The sequence below is a fragment of the Pseudomonas sp. RA_15y_Pfl2_54 genome (assembly GCF_963971015.1).
Classification (GTDB): domain Bacteria; phylum Pseudomonadota; class Gammaproteobacteria; order Pseudomonadales; family Pseudomonadaceae; genus Aquipseudomonas; species Aquipseudomonas baetica_A.
On record NZ_CAXAPN010000038.1, the window covers coordinates 60,261 to 75,110 of the forward strand.

At 59.4% G+C, this 14,850-nt stretch carries 12 protein-coding genes; 6 read left to right on the forward strand and 6 right to left on the reverse strand.

Going from position 1 to position 14,850, the window contains the following annotated elements:
• Nucleotides 1–19: 19 nt before the first annotated feature.
• Nucleotides 20–1,666 (forward strand): chaperonin GroEL, encoded by a 1,647-nt coding sequence (gene groL, locus AACY50_RS24360; RefSeq protein WP_339433481.1) that lies wholly within the window; start codon nucleotides 20–22, stop codon nucleotides 1,664–1,666.
• 108 nt (nucleotides 1,667–1,774) lie between these two features.
• On the opposite strand, the gene AACY50_RS24365 is transcribed toward groL, so the two are convergent.
• Complete coding sequence (locus AACY50_RS24365) at nucleotides 1,775–2,518, reverse strand: phosphatase PAP2 family protein (RefSeq protein ID WP_339466350.1); 744 nt, start codon at nucleotides 2,516–2,518, stop codon at nucleotides 1,775–1,777.
• Between the two features lie 218 nt (nucleotides 2,519–2,736).
• On the opposite strand from AACY50_RS24365, the gene colR reads away from it, so the two are divergent.
• The 5 genes from colR (at nucleotide 2,737) to AACY50_RS24390 (ending at nucleotide 6,465) form a co-directional block, all read left to right on the forward strand.
• On the forward strand, nucleotides 2,737–3,420 hold the full coding sequence (colR, locus tag AACY50_RS24370) for a two-component system response regulator ColR (RefSeq protein ID WP_221732077.1): 684 nt from the start codon (nucleotides 2,737–2,739) through the stop codon (nucleotides 3,418–3,420).
• On the forward strand, nucleotides 3,410–4,684 hold the full coding sequence (locus AACY50_RS24375) for a sensor histidine kinase (protein ID WP_339433479.1): 1,275 nt from the start codon (nucleotides 3,410–3,412) through the stop codon (nucleotides 4,682–4,684). The genes colR and AACY50_RS24375 overlap by 11 nt, the downstream gene beginning before the upstream one ends.
• Nucleotides 4,685–4,845: 161 nt before the next feature.
• Nucleotides 4,846–5,514, forward strand: coding sequence for a class I SAM-dependent methyltransferase (locus AACY50_RS24380; protein WP_339433478.1), 669 nt, complete (start codon nucleotides 4,846–4,848; stop codon nucleotides 5,512–5,514).
• Nucleotides 5,515–5,518: 4 nt separating this feature from the next.
• Nucleotides 5,519–6,235: a lipopolysaccharide kinase InaA family protein gene (locus tag AACY50_RS24385; RefSeq protein ID WP_339433477.1), complete on the forward strand. Its 717-nt coding sequence runs from the start codon at nucleotides 5,519–5,521 to the stop codon at nucleotides 6,233–6,235.
• A gap of 2 nt (nucleotides 6,236–6,237) precedes the next feature.
• A complete protein-coding gene (locus AACY50_RS24390; RefSeq protein ID WP_339433476.1) occupies nucleotides 6,238–6,465 on the forward strand; it encodes a hypothetical protein in 228 nt (75 codons plus the stop codon).
• Between the two features lie 83 nt (nucleotides 6,466–6,548).
• Here the strand turns inward: AACY50_RS24390 and AACY50_RS24395 are convergent, their stop codons facing one another.
• The 5 genes from AACY50_RS24395 to AACY50_RS24415 form a co-directional block, all read right to left on the reverse strand.
• Complete coding sequence (locus AACY50_RS24395) at nucleotides 6,549–9,584, reverse strand: multidrug efflux RND transporter permease subunit (protein WP_339433475.1); 3,036 nt, start codon at nucleotides 9,582–9,584, stop codon at nucleotides 6,549–6,551.
• Between the two features lie 13 nt (nucleotides 9,585–9,597).
• On the reverse strand, nucleotides 9,598–10,746 hold the full coding sequence (locus AACY50_RS24400) for an efflux RND transporter periplasmic adaptor subunit (protein ID WP_339433474.1): 1,149 nt from the start codon (nucleotides 10,744–10,746) through the stop codon (nucleotides 9,598–9,600).
• 101 nt (nucleotides 10,747–10,847) lie between these two features.
• On the reverse strand, nucleotides 10,848–11,948 hold the full coding sequence (locus AACY50_RS24405; protein ID WP_339433473.1) for a DUF1513 domain-containing protein: 1,101 nt from the start codon (nucleotides 11,946–11,948) through the stop codon (nucleotides 10,848–10,850).
• A gap of 14 nt (nucleotides 11,949–11,962) precedes the next feature.
• A complete protein-coding gene (locus AACY50_RS24410; RefSeq protein ID WP_339433472.1) occupies nucleotides 11,963–13,027 on the reverse strand; it encodes an imelysin family protein in 1,065 nt (354 codons plus the stop codon).
• A gap of 26 nt (nucleotides 13,028–13,053) precedes the next feature.
• Nucleotides 13,054–14,481: a di-heme oxidoreductase family protein gene (locus AACY50_RS24415; protein ID WP_339539274.1), complete on the reverse strand. Its 1,428-nt coding sequence runs from the start codon at nucleotides 14,479–14,481 to the stop codon at nucleotides 13,054–13,056.
• Nucleotides 14,482–14,850: the final 369 nt, after the last annotated feature.

Here is a 14,850-nt window from a genome sequence, read left to right on the forward strand (position 1 = left end):
TATTTAAGGAATATCGATCATGGCTGCTAAAGAAGTTAAATTCGGCGATTCCGCCCGTAAGAAAATGCTCACCGGTGTTAACGTTCTGGCTGACGCAGTAAAAGCGACCCTGGGCCCGAAAGGCCGTAACGTGATCATCGAGAAGAGCTTCGGCGCTCCGACCATCACCAAGGACGGCGTTTCCGTCGCCAAAGAAATCGAACTCGAAGATCGCTTCGAAAACATGGGCGCGCAGCTGGTCAAAGACGTTGCCTCCCGTGCCAACGATGACGCTGGTGACGGCACTACCACCGCCACTGTTCTGGCTCAGTCGATCGTCAACGAAGGCCTCAAAGCCGTCGCTGCCGGCATGAACCCGATGGACCTCAAGCGCGGCATCGACAAGGCGACCATCGCCATTGTCAAAGAGCTGAAAAACCTGTCCAAGCCATGCGCTGACACCAAGGCTATCGCTCAGGTCGGCACCATCTCCGCCAACTCCGACAGCTCCATTGGCGACATCATTGCCCAAGCCATGGAAAAAGTCGGTAAAGAAGGCGTGATCACCGTTGAAGAAGGCACTGGCCTGGAAAACGAACTGTCGGTTGTAGAAGGCATGCAGTTCGACCGTGGCTACCTGTCCCCGTACTTCGTCAACAAGCCGGAAACCATGGTTGCCGAGCTGGACAGCCCGCTGATCCTGCTGGTCGACAAAAAAATCTCGAACATCCGCGAAATGCTGCCAGTACTGGAAGCCGTTGCCAAAGCCGGCCGTCCACTGCTGATCGTATCGGAAGATGTTGAAGGCGAAGCCCTGGCGACGCTGGTAGTGAACAACATGCGTGGCATCGTGAAGGTGGCGGCCGTCAAGGCTCCAGGTTTCGGCGACCGTCGCAAGGCCATGCTGCAGGACATCGCTGTTCTGACCGGCGGTACCGTGATCTCCGAAGAGATCGGCCTGAGCCTGGAAGCCGCTACCCTGGAAAACCTGGGCAGCGCCAAGCGCGTGACCATCTCCAAGGAAAACACCATCATCGTTGACGGTGCTGGCGTAGAAGCAGACATCCAGGCGCGTATCGCTCAGATCCGTGCCCAGGTTGCCGAAACTTCCTCGGACTACGACCGTGAAAAACTGCAAGAGCGTCTGGCCAAGCTGTCCGGCGGCGTTGCAGTGATCAAGGTTGGCGCTGGTTCCGAAGTCGAAATGAAAGAGAAGAAAGCCCGCGTTGAAGACGCCCTGCACGCAACCCGCGCAGCCGTTGAAGAAGGCGTGGTACCTGGCGGTGGCGTAGCGCTGATCCGTGCTCTGGAAGCCATCCTGGACCTGAAAGGCGACAACGCTGATCAGGACGTCGGTATCGCTGTTCTGCGTCGTGCTGTTGAAGCACCGATGCGCCAGATCGCTGCCAACAGCGGTGACGAGCCAAGCGTTGTGGTCAACGAAGTCAAGAACGGCAAAGGTAACTTCGGTTACAACGCTGCGACTGGCGAATACGGCGACATGATCGAAATGGGCATCCTGGACCCAACCAAGGTTACCCGTTCCGCTCTGCAAGCTGCATCGTCGATCGGTGGTCTGATCCTGACTACCGAAGCTGCAATTGCCGACGCACCGAAGAAAGAAGGTGCTGCTGGCGGCGGTATGCCAGACATGGGTGGCATGGGTGGCATGGGCGGCATGATGTAAGCCAGCCTTACCCCCGTAACGAAAAACCCCGCCTGCGATGAGCAGGCGGGGTTTTTTATTGCCCGCCATTCACGTCCGCACCCACAACCTGTGGGAGAGAACTGTGTTTCAGGCGCCGACGGGTTGTGCTTTCGCTGCCGCTTCAGCCTTGAGCGCCGGGCGGTACAACACCCAGTAATACGACCCCAGACAAATCAGCCAGCAGAAGATCGCTGTCCACACGTTGTGGGAAAAGAAGTGCGCTCCCTGCATCATCCGGCTGATCGAGAATACTGAACCCAATGCAAAGGCAAAGATGAACGCTTGTCTGGCCAGGCGCGGACGGCGATCACGCAGCACGAAGAACAGCGCAAACAAGGTGAACCCCGTCGCCGCATGCCCTCCCGGCCAGCAACGGCCCGGTTTGTTGGTCGGCGGACGATGATCAAGTAACTTGCTGTAGGTTTCATGGCCGCCGAATTGCTCCAGGCTCCAAGGGCATTGCACGGCAGTGACGGCTTTGACCGGCGTCACGAACGAAGTGGCCAGCCCGAGGGACAGCACCAGGCAGCCCAATTCCCGCTTGAACGGCTTGAGTCGTGCGATGAAGAACGACCCGATGAAGCCGAGAATGGCAAACACCGAGAACGCGATCACCACCTGCTTGGCTCGATCATGAAGGATGTCTTCGAGGAAAAAACTGTGTCGGCCGATGAAATCGCCAGCGACCGGATCGTAGAACAGCCTGGCCAGGTCCATGTCCAGATCGGTCAGTTCGAGTAGCAGCAGAATAATTGCCGCGAAGGTGGGTATACCCAGGCACAACCAGAAATTCAGAGGCCGTGAAGCGGGGCGGGCAGAGGTCGACACCATGGTAATTCCCTGGTCGGTTAGTGTGTTCGATGAGCGCTACTGCGCGGAGTCTGCACCCGCTGGCGTCGGCGATTTGTTAACCGAAAGTGAAAAATACGTTGGCAGGCACAGTCAGCATCCTTGTGGGTAAACAATCCGACGCATGCCTAGCCCTGAGCCGCACTTGGCCGTAAGCTGCGCGGGCCATGACGGCCGTTACTGTGTAAGAAGAGGTGCCCATGCGAATTCTATTGGTCGAAGACAACCGCGATATCCTGGCCAATCTGGCCGATTACCTGGGACTCAAGGGTTATACCGTCGATTGCGCCCAGGACGGTCTGTCGGGCCTGCATCTGGCGGCTACCGAGCACTATGACCTGATTGTGCTCGACATCATGCTGCCCGGCATCGACGGCTACACCCTGTGCAAACGCCTGCGCGAAGATGCCCGTCGGGACACGCCGGTGATCATGCTGACCGCCCGGGATCAACTGGACGATCGTCTTCAGGGCTTCAAGTCGGGGGCTGACGATTACCTGGTCAAGCCATTTGCCTTGTCCGAGCTCGCTGCACGGATCGAGGCGGTGATGCGCCGTGCCCAGGGCGGAGGACGCCGTGCACTGCAAGTCGGTGACCTGAGTTATGACCTCGACACCCTGGAAGTGACCCGTGAAGGCAAACTGCTGAAACTCAACCCGGTCGGCCTCAAGCTGTTGGCGGTGTTGATGCAGAAGAGCCCGCATGTGCTTCGCCGTGAAGTCCTCGAGGAGGCGCTGTGGGGCGATGACTGCCCGGACAGCGACAGCCTGCGCAGTCACGTTCACCAATTGCGTCAGGTGATCGACAAGCCATTTGCCAAGCCACTGCTGCATACCGTGCACGGCGTGGGTTACCGTTTGGCCGAGGGGCGTGATGGAGTTTAAGCAAAGCCTTTCACAGCGCATCATCATTGCCTTTGCGTTGATGAGCGCACTGGTGGCCGGCGCTTTCGCCATGGGCATTGTCGCCACGGTGCATCTGGTGGAGGAAAAACTGATTTCGGCAGGGCTGGGCGGCGATCTGCAGCGCCTGTTGCTGATGGACAGTGTTTCCGACTGGAGCCATCGGCCAGAACCGGATCAATTGTTCTACTTCAGTGGTGGACCGGGCGATTTCGAACTGCCCAAGGACTTGCGTCACCTCGATTCCGGCTTCCACGAAGTGTTCCGCGAGCAGCTTTCGTATCATGCAATGGTCGAGGTCGTCGATGGGCGGCGGTATGTGCTGCTGCAGGATCAAAGCGATTTCGAAGAGCGCGAGCGCGTGTTGTTTGCCGTGGTGCTGGTGGGGTTCGTGCTCAGCCTGGCCTTGGCGGTTCTCCTCGGTTGGGTGCTCGCGCGCAAAGTGATGGCTCCGGTGGTTCGGCTGGCGCGCCAGGTGCGTCATCGCGACCAATTGCTCGGGCTGGCACCACCGCTGGCGCCGGACTACGCGGCTGATGAAGTCGGCGAACTGGCGGTGGCGTTCGATGCCACGCTGGGGCGTTTGCGACAGGCATTGACCCGCGAGCGGCTGTTCACCAGCGATGTCAGCCACGAATTGCGTACACCGCTGATGGTGCTGGCGAGTTCCTGCGAACTGCTGCTGGAAAACCCGGCAATCGACACGCGCGGTCGTGCACAGGTCGAGCGTATTGCGCGGGCCAGTGAGGAAATGCGCGAGCTGGTACAGACCTTCCTGATGCTCGCCCGCGCCCAGCGCGAAGACGCGGGGATGGCGCCACAACAGAACCTCAGTCAGGTCGCCGACAGTCTGCTTTGCGTATGGCGCGAATCGATCGAAAGCAAAGGTTTGACCTTGCAGTTCGAGCCCGGTAATCCACCCGCCACCTGCTACAACGCAACGCTGTTGACGGCGGTGATGGGTAACCTGTTGCGTAACGCTTGCCATTACACCGAGCAGGGTTTCATTCGCCTGACGCTCAATGCCAACGGGTTTGTCGTCGAGGATTCCGGTGTGGGTATTCCCGAGGAAAAACGCGAGGCGATGTTCGAGCCGTTTGTACGCGGCGGTGAAAAACGCGGTGAAGGCCTGGGGCTTGGATTATCGCTGGTGCAGCGCATTTGCGAGAACCAGGGCTGGAGTGTCAGCTTGAGTACGATGCAACCCAATGGCTGTCGTTTCGAAGTTGATCTAGGCAAAATCTGACGCAAATAGTGGCTCGATGATACTCCCGCCAACCTGTCTGAATCCTGTATAACGCTGCAATACTTTGTCGGTTGGCCTTACGAAATTTTCACAGCTGGATGACCTGACGCTGACACACCTCGCCTTAAGGTGGTGACATCAGTAATTCAGGAGTTCTGGTGATGGCCGGCCCGATCAAGCTCGATTTTTCCGAAAAGTACGATGATCAACATGCGCAGAAATACCTGCGCAAGCATAAAGACAGCCTTGGTCGTCGTCTCTCCCTCTGGCGGGACGAACAGTTGGCTCGCAAGGCGCTGGCGTTGGCCGGTGAGCCGGGGCTGGTGCTGGATCTGCCTTGCGGTGCGGGGCGTTTCTGGCCATTGCTGGGTGAAAAAGCCAATCGCGTGATCATCGGGGCGGACAATTCCGAATCGATGATCCAGACGGCCATGCAGGCGCAACCCGCCGATGTGGTGAAACGGGTACAACCCTTGCACACATCTGCGTTCGACATTGCCTTGCCTGATAACGCCGTCGACAGCATTTTCTGTATGCGCCTGCTGCATCACATCGGAGACGCCGAGCATCGTCGGGCCATTCTGCGTGAATTCGAGCGTGTCACCCGTGACAGCGTGATCATTTCATTGTGGGTCGATGGCAATTTCAAGGCCTGGAAACGCCAGCGCGCCGAGAAGAAACGTGCCAGTCGCGATTACCAGAATCGCTTTGTGTTACCGGCTGCTACGGTCGAAAAAGAATTTGAAGAGGCGGGTTTCCGCATTCAGGAACAACTGGACTTTATTCCGCTCTATGCGATGTGGCGGGTTTACGTATTACGCAAGAGGTAACAGGATGGCAGTGCAATTTGCAGCAGAAACGGAAGTCGCTCCGCAGGACCGCTTCGACTACTACTGGGCTCAGCGCGGTGAATGGGTGGAAGAGCCCAACGTGCGCCGTGGTGGCGAAAGTGGTGTGCAACGGATCGTGGGCAAGGACGGCCAATTGCTGTACGCCAAACGCCAGACCGGACACATTTATCGCAGTTGGTTGCACCCCTTCGGACGCCCGACCGTCTTGCGCGAGCTTGATGCACTGACCGGCGTCAGCAAACTGGGTGTGCGAGTACCGCAAATCGTTTTCTGTGGTGCCCAGCCTGATCCGCAGCACAAGTGGCGCGCACTGCTGGTGACCAAGTCTCTGGATGGTTTCCAGGAACTGGAACATTGGCTGGCGGCAGCCGGTGGGCGCGATCAGTGTGGTGATGTGATCTATGAGCGTGTGCTCAAGGATCTCGCCGAAAACCTGGCGCGCATGCACAAGGGCCGCTGGCAGCACAGCTGCATTTACATCAAACATGTGTTTGTGCGAGTGACCGGCGAAGGCGAATCCGCCGAGGTCGAAGTGGCCTTGATCGACCTGGAGAAATGCCGCCAGCGTCTGACGGCCTATCGCGCCGCCTCTCACGACATGAAGCAATTGCGTCGCCATTCGTCGTTCCGGGATACGGACTGGAAAAAACTCGTCTACTTTTACGAGACGGCGTTTGGCAGCGCTATCAAAGGTTTATAGCGATGAAACTCGAAATTGCACGAGGTTTGTTTTTGGCTGGAGCCTTGGCAGTTGCATCACTCGCGGTGGCTGCCTGGGAGCAGCCACGCATGCAGGTTATCGGTGCATCCCTAGCGGATGCCCATTGCGTGGTGCCACGGGCGGCGAAAGCCTCCGTGGCGACCGAACCCGATCATGATCTGCTGTTGTTCATGTTCGGACTTTCTCAAGGGATGAGGCCACAAAGTTGAACCGATTGAAGCCCAAGTAAAAGGCCTCGCCGTTGCGAGGCCTTTTTTATTGTGCAGATTTCGGGAATTGCTCCCACAGGGTGTTATGCGGTTTTCTTTGGATCCGGCTTGGCCAGCAAGGTGTAAACGCAGGGCAGGACGAACAAGGTAAACAACGTCCCGATCGACATCCCTGTCGCAATCACCATCCCGATATCAAACCGGCTGACCGCCCCGGCACCTGTTGCCAGTATCAGCGGCACCATGCCGAAGACCATTGCGGCGGTGGTCATCAACACCGGCCGTAAGCGAATCGCCGCCGCTTCCTCCACCGCCTCACGCACCGACAGCCCCTTGTCCTTGCGCAACTGGTTAGCGAACTCGACGATTAGGATCCCGTGCTTGCTGATCAACCCGATCAGCGTCACCAGGCCCACTTGGGTGTAGATGTTCATGCTCGACCAGCCAAGGAATAACGGGATCAGCGCCCCGCAGATCGACAACGGCACCGTCACCAGAATAACCAGCGGATCGCGAAAGCTCTCGAACTGCGCCGCCAGCACCAGAAAGATGATCGCCAGCGCCAGCGCGAACGTCACCCACAATGCGCTGCCTTCCTGGACGAACTGGCGCGACGCGCCGCCATAGTCGAAGGCAAAACCGACGGGTGCCTCTTCCCGGGCGATCTGCAAGACAGTGTCGATGGCTTCACCCATGCTCACCAACGGGAATCCGGACAGCTTCGCGGCGTTGAGTTGCTGGAATTGATTGAGTTGTCGCGGGCGCGCCCGGTCAGTCACGGTGATCAACGTTGACAGCGGCAACAACTCACCCTGGGTGTTTTTCACGTAATAGTTGTTCAGCCAGCCCGGATTGTCGCGGTAAGCCCGTTCAACCTGAGCGATGACCTTGTAGCTGCGTCCTTCGATGGTGAAACGGTTGATTTCAGCCTCACCGAGCAGGGTGGCCAGCGTGCCGCCCAGATCCTGCATCGAAACGCCCATCTGCGCCGCTTTGGCACGGTCGATGTCGACCACCACCTCTGGTTTGTCGAACGCCAGATCGAGGTCGACGAATGCAAATTTGCCCGATTCCATGGCGCGTTTCTTGATCCGGTCAGCCACTTGCAACAACTGCTCGTAGTCATTGGCGGTATTGATCACGAAATCAAACGGCAAGCCTTCACCGGTGCCGGGCAGTGACGGCAGATTGAAGCCGAAGACCTGCACGCCGGGGATGTTTTGGAGTTTGCCCTGAACCTCGGGAAGTATTTGCATCTGTGTACGGCTGCGTTCGTTCCACGGTTTGAGCAGGAAGCCACCGATGCCGGACTGCACGCCGTTGTAGCCGTTGATCTGGAACGAGGAGTAGTACTCCGGAAATTGCTTGAAGATCTTGATGAATTCGTCGGTGTAGGTGTTCAGGTAATTGAGGTTGGTCGGCTGCGGGGCGTTGGCAATCATGAAAATGATGCCCTGATCCTCGTCTGGTGCCAGTTCCGATTTGGTGAACTTGAGGAACACCGGAATCAGGCACAGCACGATCACCGCAAAGACCAGTACCACCGGCCGCGTATTGAGCGTGCCGTGCAACAGGCTTTGGTAGCGGCGCTTGAGGCCGTCAAAGATGCGGTCGAGGCGATGGGCCAGGCCACTGGGGTTCTCATCGTGACGCAGTAAAAAGGCGCACATCATTGGTGACAGCGTCAGCGCAACGATGCCGGAAATCACCACGGCGCCGGCCAGGGTCAAGGCAAATTCCTTGAACAACGCCCCGGTCAGCCCGGTGAGGAAACCAATTGGTGCGTACACCGCCGCTAGGGTGATGGTCATCGACACCACCGGCATGGCGATTTCCCGTGCGCCTTCCAGGGCTGCCTCGAACGGCGTCTTGCCTTCCTCGATATGCCGGTGAATGTTTTCCACCACCACAATCGCATCGTCGACCACCAACCCGATCGCCAGCACCATCGCCAGCAAGGTCAGCAGGTTGATCGAATAGCCCATCATCTGCATGAAGAACATCACGCCGATCATCGACAGCGGAATGGTCACAACCGGGATCACCACCGAACGCAGCGCGCCGAGGAACAGGAACACCACGACGATCACGATCAGCACCGCTTCGAACAGGGTTTTCACCACTTCGTCGATGGAGGCCTGAATGAACAGGGTGGCGTCGTAGGCAATTTCGCTTTTGAGGTTCGGCGGTAGCTGGGCTTCGAGCTGCGGCATGATCTTGCGCACTTCCTTGATCACGTCCAGCGGGTTGGCGCCGGGCGTGGCCTTGATGCCGATGTACACCGACGGGGTGCCGCCGAAGGAGCTGATGGAGTTGTAGTTCTCCGCGCCCATTTCGACCCGCGCCACATCACTGAGCAATACGCGGCTGTCGCCATTGACCTTGAGTGGAATCGCGGCGAACGCTTCGGCGGATTTCAGTTCAGTGTTGGCGTTGATGCTGGTGACCACGTACTCGCCTTTCACTTCGCCAGCGGCGGAGAGGAAGTTGTACTGGCGCACCGCGTTGGTGACGTCGCTGGCGCTGAGGCCGAACCCGGCGAGCTTGACCGGGTCGAGCCACAGGCGCATGGCAAACACCTGATTGCCGAGAATCTCGGCTTCGGCCATGCCCGGCAGGGTCGCCAGTTTTGGCTGGATGACCCGTGACAGGTAGTCGGTGATCTGCGGGTTGCTCAAATCCTTACTGAAGAAACTGATGTACATCAGCGCCGAGGCGTCGGCGGATTCCTTGCTCAGCACCGGATCTTCGGCATCTTGCGGCAGTTGGTTTTTCACCTCGTTGGCCTTGGCCAGCAACTCGGTGAAGAGGCGGTCGCTGTTGGAGCCGATGCGCGCGTAGATCGAGATCACCGAGAAGTTCTGGCGACTGACCGAGGTCATGTAGTCGATACCCTCGGCACTGGCCAGGCTCTGTTGCATCGGCTGGGTGATGTAGCCCTGGATGGTTTCGGCGTTGGCCCCCGGGTAGGCGGTGGTCACCGTGATCAGGGCGTTTTCCAACTGCGGATATTGGCGCAGCGGCAGCTTGCTCCAGGCCTGGAAGCCCAGCAGCACAATCAACAGGCTGACCACGGTGGCGAGCACCGGGCGGCGGATGAACGGATCGGTAAAAGCCATGGGGATTCCTTGATCAGTCGGCGCGGGGCGGACTGTTCTGCTCGCCGAGGGTCTTGTCGTCGCTGATGGCAATGTGCGCGCCGTTGTCCAGTTTGATCTGGCCTGCGGTCACCACTTGTTCGCCTTTGAGCACGCCCTTGTTGATCATCACCAGGCCATCGCGGCGCTCACCGGTTTCGATGAAGCGGCGTTCGGCGATCAGCACCGGTTGACCCTTGTCGTCTTTTTCGACGCTGCCGTCCTCGGCTTTTTTCTGCCCGACCACGTACAGCGAGTTGCCGTAAAGGGTGTAGGTGATTGCGCTCTCCGGCACCACGACGTGCGTCTGCGGATCCGGCAGCAATACGTCGAGGCTGGTGAACATGCCCGGCAGCAATTTGCCGTCGGGGTTGGCGAGTGTGGCGCGTACCAGAATGTTGCGCGTCGTGCTTTCGACAATCGGATTGATGGCGCTGATCTTGCCCGCGAAGTTTTCCCCGGGGTAGGCGGACACCGAGATTTGCACCGGTTGGCCGATGGCCAGTTTCGGCACCGATTGTTCCGGTAAATAGAAGTCGGCGTAAAGGCTGCTCAGATTCTGCAGTGTGGCGATTTTGGTGCCGCTGGCGAGGTAGTCGCCGACATCGACCTGACGAATGCCGATGGTGCCGCTGAACGGCGCGAGGATGCGTTTTTTGGCCAGCGAGGCGTTGAGCTGATTGACCGTCGCCCGGCTCTTTTGCAGGACCGCCGAGAGCCGGTCGTACTCGCCTTTGGAGATGGCCCGGCTGTCGATCAGTTGGCTGCCGCGACCGAAGTCCAGTTGCGCCAGCCCCAGATCGGCCTTGGCGGTTTCCAGCAGGGCGGTTTCGACAGCGCTGTCGAGTTGCAGCAACGGTTGCCCGGCCTTGACCTTCTGCCCTGATTCGAACTTGAGGTCGGTGACGGTACCGGCGACTTCCAGGCTCAGGTCGACGCCTTGCAGTGCCTTGAGGGTACCGACGGTGGGTAAACGCATCTGCCACGGGCGTTCCGTGGCAATGGCCACGGCGACGCTGATCGCTGGTTTCGGCTTGGAAAAGCCCTGGACCATCGTGTAGATCGAAAAGGCTTTGTACCCGCCCAGCACCAGGACGACCAGCAAAACAACACCCAACATGATCAGCATGCGGCGACGCAGCATATTTCCAGTTCCTTGGATAAATCAGGTGAGACAGGCGGGCACATTACTCCGAGTACAGGGGGTATTCCAACTGGCAGTTTCTGCAAAACAATAAAGGCATTTCACGCCATCAAGTGCAGATGGTTGTCCCAGAGCCCTGCCGGCAATTCCAGCGGTTTGGCCAACAGTTGATCCTGACGGCAGTCGTAGTAGCGGCAACGCCCTTGACCGGAGGTCACGACAAAACCGTCCTTTACCGCACCCACGCCGGCACAATCGGGCAATGGCGCATCAAGGCGCACTTCGCCGCTGTCCAGATCCCAGATGAAGAAGCGATTGCCACGCGGTGCGGTCAGTGCCACCAGACGCAACTCACTGTGCACCGCAACGCTGGCGGTGTAGTGACCCATCGATTGCAACTGATGTTCCGGCACCGGGAATGCCACGAACGGCTGCCCGGGACGCTTGATCGCCAGCAGTTCGGAACGTTCGTGGGACGCGCCCATGAATTGCTGACCGGCGACAATAGTGCCGTCGCTGGCGATGCCCAGATGGCGCACGCTGTTCATTTGCTGGGCGAGGGTTTCCTTGCTCAGCAAGGTGCCGTCGCGCTGCATCAGCACCAGGCTCGGTTCCATGGCGTTGAGATTCATGTCGACGCGGCTTTCGGCTTCGGTACGAATGCCGCCGTTGGCCACCACCAATGTCTCGCCATCGGGCATCCACGACACCTGATGCGGGCCGAGGCCGTGGGTGGAAATCTCGCCGCGGTGTACCAGCCGCTCGCCCTCGAACCGGTACACCCCGAGCAGGCCACGGCCTGGGTCAGTGGTGTCGTTTTCGGTGGCGTACAGGTACTCGCCGTCCTTGTGAATCACCGCGTGGCCGTAGAAGTGCCGGTTCGGCTGCGACGTCACGGTTTGCAGCAGCGTACCGTCGCGCAGGTCGATCAGGTAGCTTTCGGTGCCCGGACGACGGGCGACGTACAGCGCAATCGGCAACGTCGGGTGGTTGATGATGTCGTGGCAACGCTGGCCGACTTCGGTGGCAAACACCCGTGTGCCATCGAGCCGATAGCCGACGGCGTAGTGCTTGCCGTCGGTGTCATCGCGCGCCGAGAGCAACAGCGGGCTCTGGTCCTTGCGCTTGAACAGCGTCCAGCCGCCCAGTGTCACTGCTCCCAGCAGCAAACTACCTAAAGTCAGAGCCTGGCGTCGCAGCATGGCACTTGCCCTCATCAGTCACCGTCGTTGGCGTTGAAGCCCAGTTGAATGCCCAGCGCCTTGGCCAGTTCGCCTTCGTGCAGGCGATGGACGACGTTGAGGCTGTCGTAGATGTCGTTCAGTTGCTGACGGCCGGCGTCGTCTTCGAGCATTTCGCCGAGCGAGCGCTGCGTGCTGTCGAACAGGGTGAGCGAGGCGGCATAAGCGGCGTCGATCTTGTCCGCCAGAGGCTTCTGATCGCTTGGCAGCAGGCTGCGCAGGCCTTTGTTGTCGACACCTTCCCAAACGGTCTTGGCGGCGGCGAGGCTCGCTTCCAGGGCTGTCAGCGACGACTGGCTGCGCCATGCATCGGCCTGCAATGGCTGCGGCACGCCTTTGCTCTGGCGGCCCATTGGGGTGCCGAGCTTTTTCTTCAGGGTGTCGAGTGCGGTGACTTGTACGCGCAGCAGATCGGCAATCGCTTCGTGGGAGTCGGCGTAACGCTGGTTCGGGAACTTGGTCATCTGCGCGAGCATGCCGTCGGTGTTGTTCCAGCTCTGCAGAATCTCCTCGGCCAGTTGCTTCTGGCGTTCGCCAATGGCGATCAGCAGCGGGCAGTACTTGGCTTTCTGGTCGGCGTTGGCGACGTCAGGCTTGGCGTCGAACAGGATGTACTCGTAAGCCGACAGCCCCTGAACCACCACGCTCGACTTGGCCAGTGCGACAGCATCGATCTGCGGCTGGGCGACGACCAGTTGCTCGACCTGACGGCCGACGAGGTTTTTCTTGTCCGGCCAGAACTGCACTTGCCACGAGCGGTTGCCTTCGGCCAGCGGGCCGATCAGCAGCGGTTGCAGCTCGGCCCAGGCTTTCTGCGCGTGCAGGAAGTCGGCGCGAGCGGTTTCCAGCGTCTCTTTGCCCTGGCAGTAGGCGAGGGCGCTGACCGCCAGTTGCTTGTCGGCTTCGACCCAACGGGTATACGTCGGCAGAATCACCGATTTGGCGATAGCGGCCGAAGTGACGGCTTGCGGATCCTGCGGCGAGCAAGCGCCGAGGGCGAGCGCGGCCAGGCTGGTGAACAGTAGCTTGGGACGGAACATGTCGGGCTCCCGATTCTTTTAAGTGTTTAAAGTGAATTCAGAAACGCCAGCAACGCGGTGCGCTGCTCGGCATTGAAAGACAAAACCTGTTGCTGCGCCGCTTGCGCTTCACCACCGTGCCAAAGCACGGCTTCAAGCAGATTGCGTGCGCGGCCGTCATGCAAAAACTGGGTGTGGCCACTGACCGCTTGCGTCAGGCCGATGCCCCACAACGGCGGCGTGCGCCAGTCGCGGCCGGAGGCCTGGAATTCGGTGCGGTTGTCGGCCAGACCGTCGCCCATGTCATGCAGCAGCAGATCGCTGTACGGGCGAATCACTTGATTGGCCAGTTCAGGTTCGGCCGCGTTGGCGGCGGTGGTGTATTTCGGGGTATGACACGACTGGCAGCCGGCCTGGTAAAACAGGTTCTTGCCGGCCAGCACTTGGGCGTCGTTGACGTCCCGGCGCGCGGGGACGGCGAGGTTGCGGCTATAGAACAGCACCAGACGCAGGATGTTGTCGCTGACTTCCGGCTCACCGTCCGGGCCATTGCCGTTCGGCGCCTGTTTGCAGGCGGTTTGCGTTTCGGTGCAGTCATCGAACGGTCGCATGCTGGTCGTGAGGCCCATATCCCCGGCGAACGCATGAACATTCTGTTGGTTGAGGGTCGGTTGCCCGGCTTTCCAGCCAAATCGACCGATCACGGTTTTGTGCAGGACGTCATCCCAGACCTGGTTCGGTCGGCCATTGATGCCGTTCTTGTCTTTGGCCTGAGCGCTGGCGTTGGCGAGAATCGCTTCTTCGGGGATCGCTTCGAGCAGGCCGAGGCCGATCATGGGGGGGGCGATGCGTGCGGAGAAACGCGTATCGGGGTGCATCGGCCCGTAACCGAGTTGAGTGATTTGCAGCTCCGGTTTACGCAGTTCGACTTCGGTGCCGTCCTTGAAGCGCACCGGCACCGGTGTGTACTCGACGCGCACCTTGCCTTCCGGAACCACGCCAGGCACGGCCATGTCCTGGAGCTGGCCGCCGTAGACCGGCTCCGGCACCACGCCGACCTGTTCGATGACGTCGGCCAGTTCCGGGGTGTTGGGGATCGATAGTCTTACCAGCATCGACACTGCATTGTTTGCCTGCGGTGTCGGTGGATGACCGCGACCGTCCTTGATGTGGCAGTTCTGGCAGGCGTTGGTGTTGAACAACGGGCCGAGGCCGTCACGAGCGGTGGTGGTCGATGGGGCGATCACCCAGGGGCTGCGGAAGAAGCTGTTGCCGACGCTGAAATCCACCCGGCGCGATGGCGGCAGGTTGGCCGAGGGCAGGGAAAACGCGTTTTGATCGGTCTTGCGCACGGTCGCCGCACCGCCTGAGCGTGCTTCACCGGGCTCGGCTTTGGTGAAGCGCGGGGCGTCATCGCAGGCACTCAGGCCTAGAGCCAGAAACAGTGCGGACAAACGAAGAGGCAGCGAGAGCATCAGACATCCTGCGGACGGGCAAAAACAAAGGCGCAAAGTCTAACAGGGCGCAGGAGTTTGAATAAGAGGAATTATCGTTTACTTGATGTGAGGCCGTGATTTAGAGAAACGCAGTTTCCCCTCTGTGTGCGGGCTTGCTCGCGAAAGCGGTGTGTCAGTCAATTCATCTGTGTCTGACCTGCCGCTTTCGCGGGCAAGCCCGCTCCCACAAGGTTTGTGCTTGGCACGTATGAAAAAGGCGACCCGAACAGACTGTGTGAAAACCTAGCAATCTGCGCAGCGCTCAATGAAAATGCTCCGTATCGAAAGATACGGAGCATTTTTCGTTATGGCTTACATCCAAGGAGAGTCTCGCAGCCAGACCAGCCT

What these genes read in the sequence shown, in the direction of transcription:
- groL (WP_339433481.1), top strand. Translation starts at nt 20, where the DNA reads ATGGCTGCTAAAGAAGTTAAATTCGGCGATTCCGCCCGTAAGAAAATG.
- AACY50_RS24395 (WP_339433475.1), bottom strand. Translation starts at nt 9,584, where the DNA reads ATGGCTTTTACCGATCCGTTCATCCGCCGCCCGGTGCTCGCCACCGTG.
- AACY50_RS24385 (WP_339433477.1), top strand. Translation starts at nt 5,519, where the DNA reads ATGGCAGTGCAATTTGCAGCAGAAACGGAAGTCGCTCCGCAGGACCGC.
- AACY50_RS24415 (WP_339539274.1), bottom strand. Translation starts at nt 14,481, where the DNA reads ATGCTCTCGCTGCCTCTTCGTTTGTCCGCACTGTTTCTGGCTCTAGGC.
- AACY50_RS24375 (WP_339433479.1), top strand. Translation starts at nt 3,410, where the DNA reads ATGGAGTTTAAGCAAAGCCTTTCACAGCGCATCATCATTGCCTTTGCG.
- AACY50_RS24410 (WP_339433472.1), bottom strand. Translation starts at nt 13,027, where the DNA reads ATGTTCCGTCCCAAGCTACTGTTCACCAGCCTGGCCGCGCTCGCCCTC.
- AACY50_RS24400 (WP_339433474.1), bottom strand. Translation starts at nt 10,746, where the DNA reads ATGCTGCGTCGCCGCATGCTGATCATGTTGGGTGTTGTTTTGCTGGTC.
- AACY50_RS24365 (WP_339466350.1), bottom strand. Translation starts at nt 2,518, where the DNA reads ATGGTGTCGACCTCTGCCCGCCCCGCTTCACGGCCTCTGAATTTCTGG.
- AACY50_RS24405 (WP_339433473.1), bottom strand. Translation starts at nt 11,948, where the DNA reads ATGCTGCGACGCCAGGCTCTGACTTTAGGTAGTTTGCTGCTGGGAGCA.
- AACY50_RS24390 (WP_339433476.1), top strand. Translation starts at nt 6,238, where the DNA reads ATGAAACTCGAAATTGCACGAGGTTTGTTTTTGGCTGGAGCCTTGGCA.
- AACY50_RS24380 (WP_339433478.1), top strand. Translation starts at nt 4,846, where the DNA reads ATGGCCGGCCCGATCAAGCTCGATTTTTCCGAAAAGTACGATGATCAA.
- colR (WP_221732077.1), top strand. Translation starts at nt 2,737, where the DNA reads ATGCGAATTCTATTGGTCGAAGACAACCGCGATATCCTGGCCAATCTG.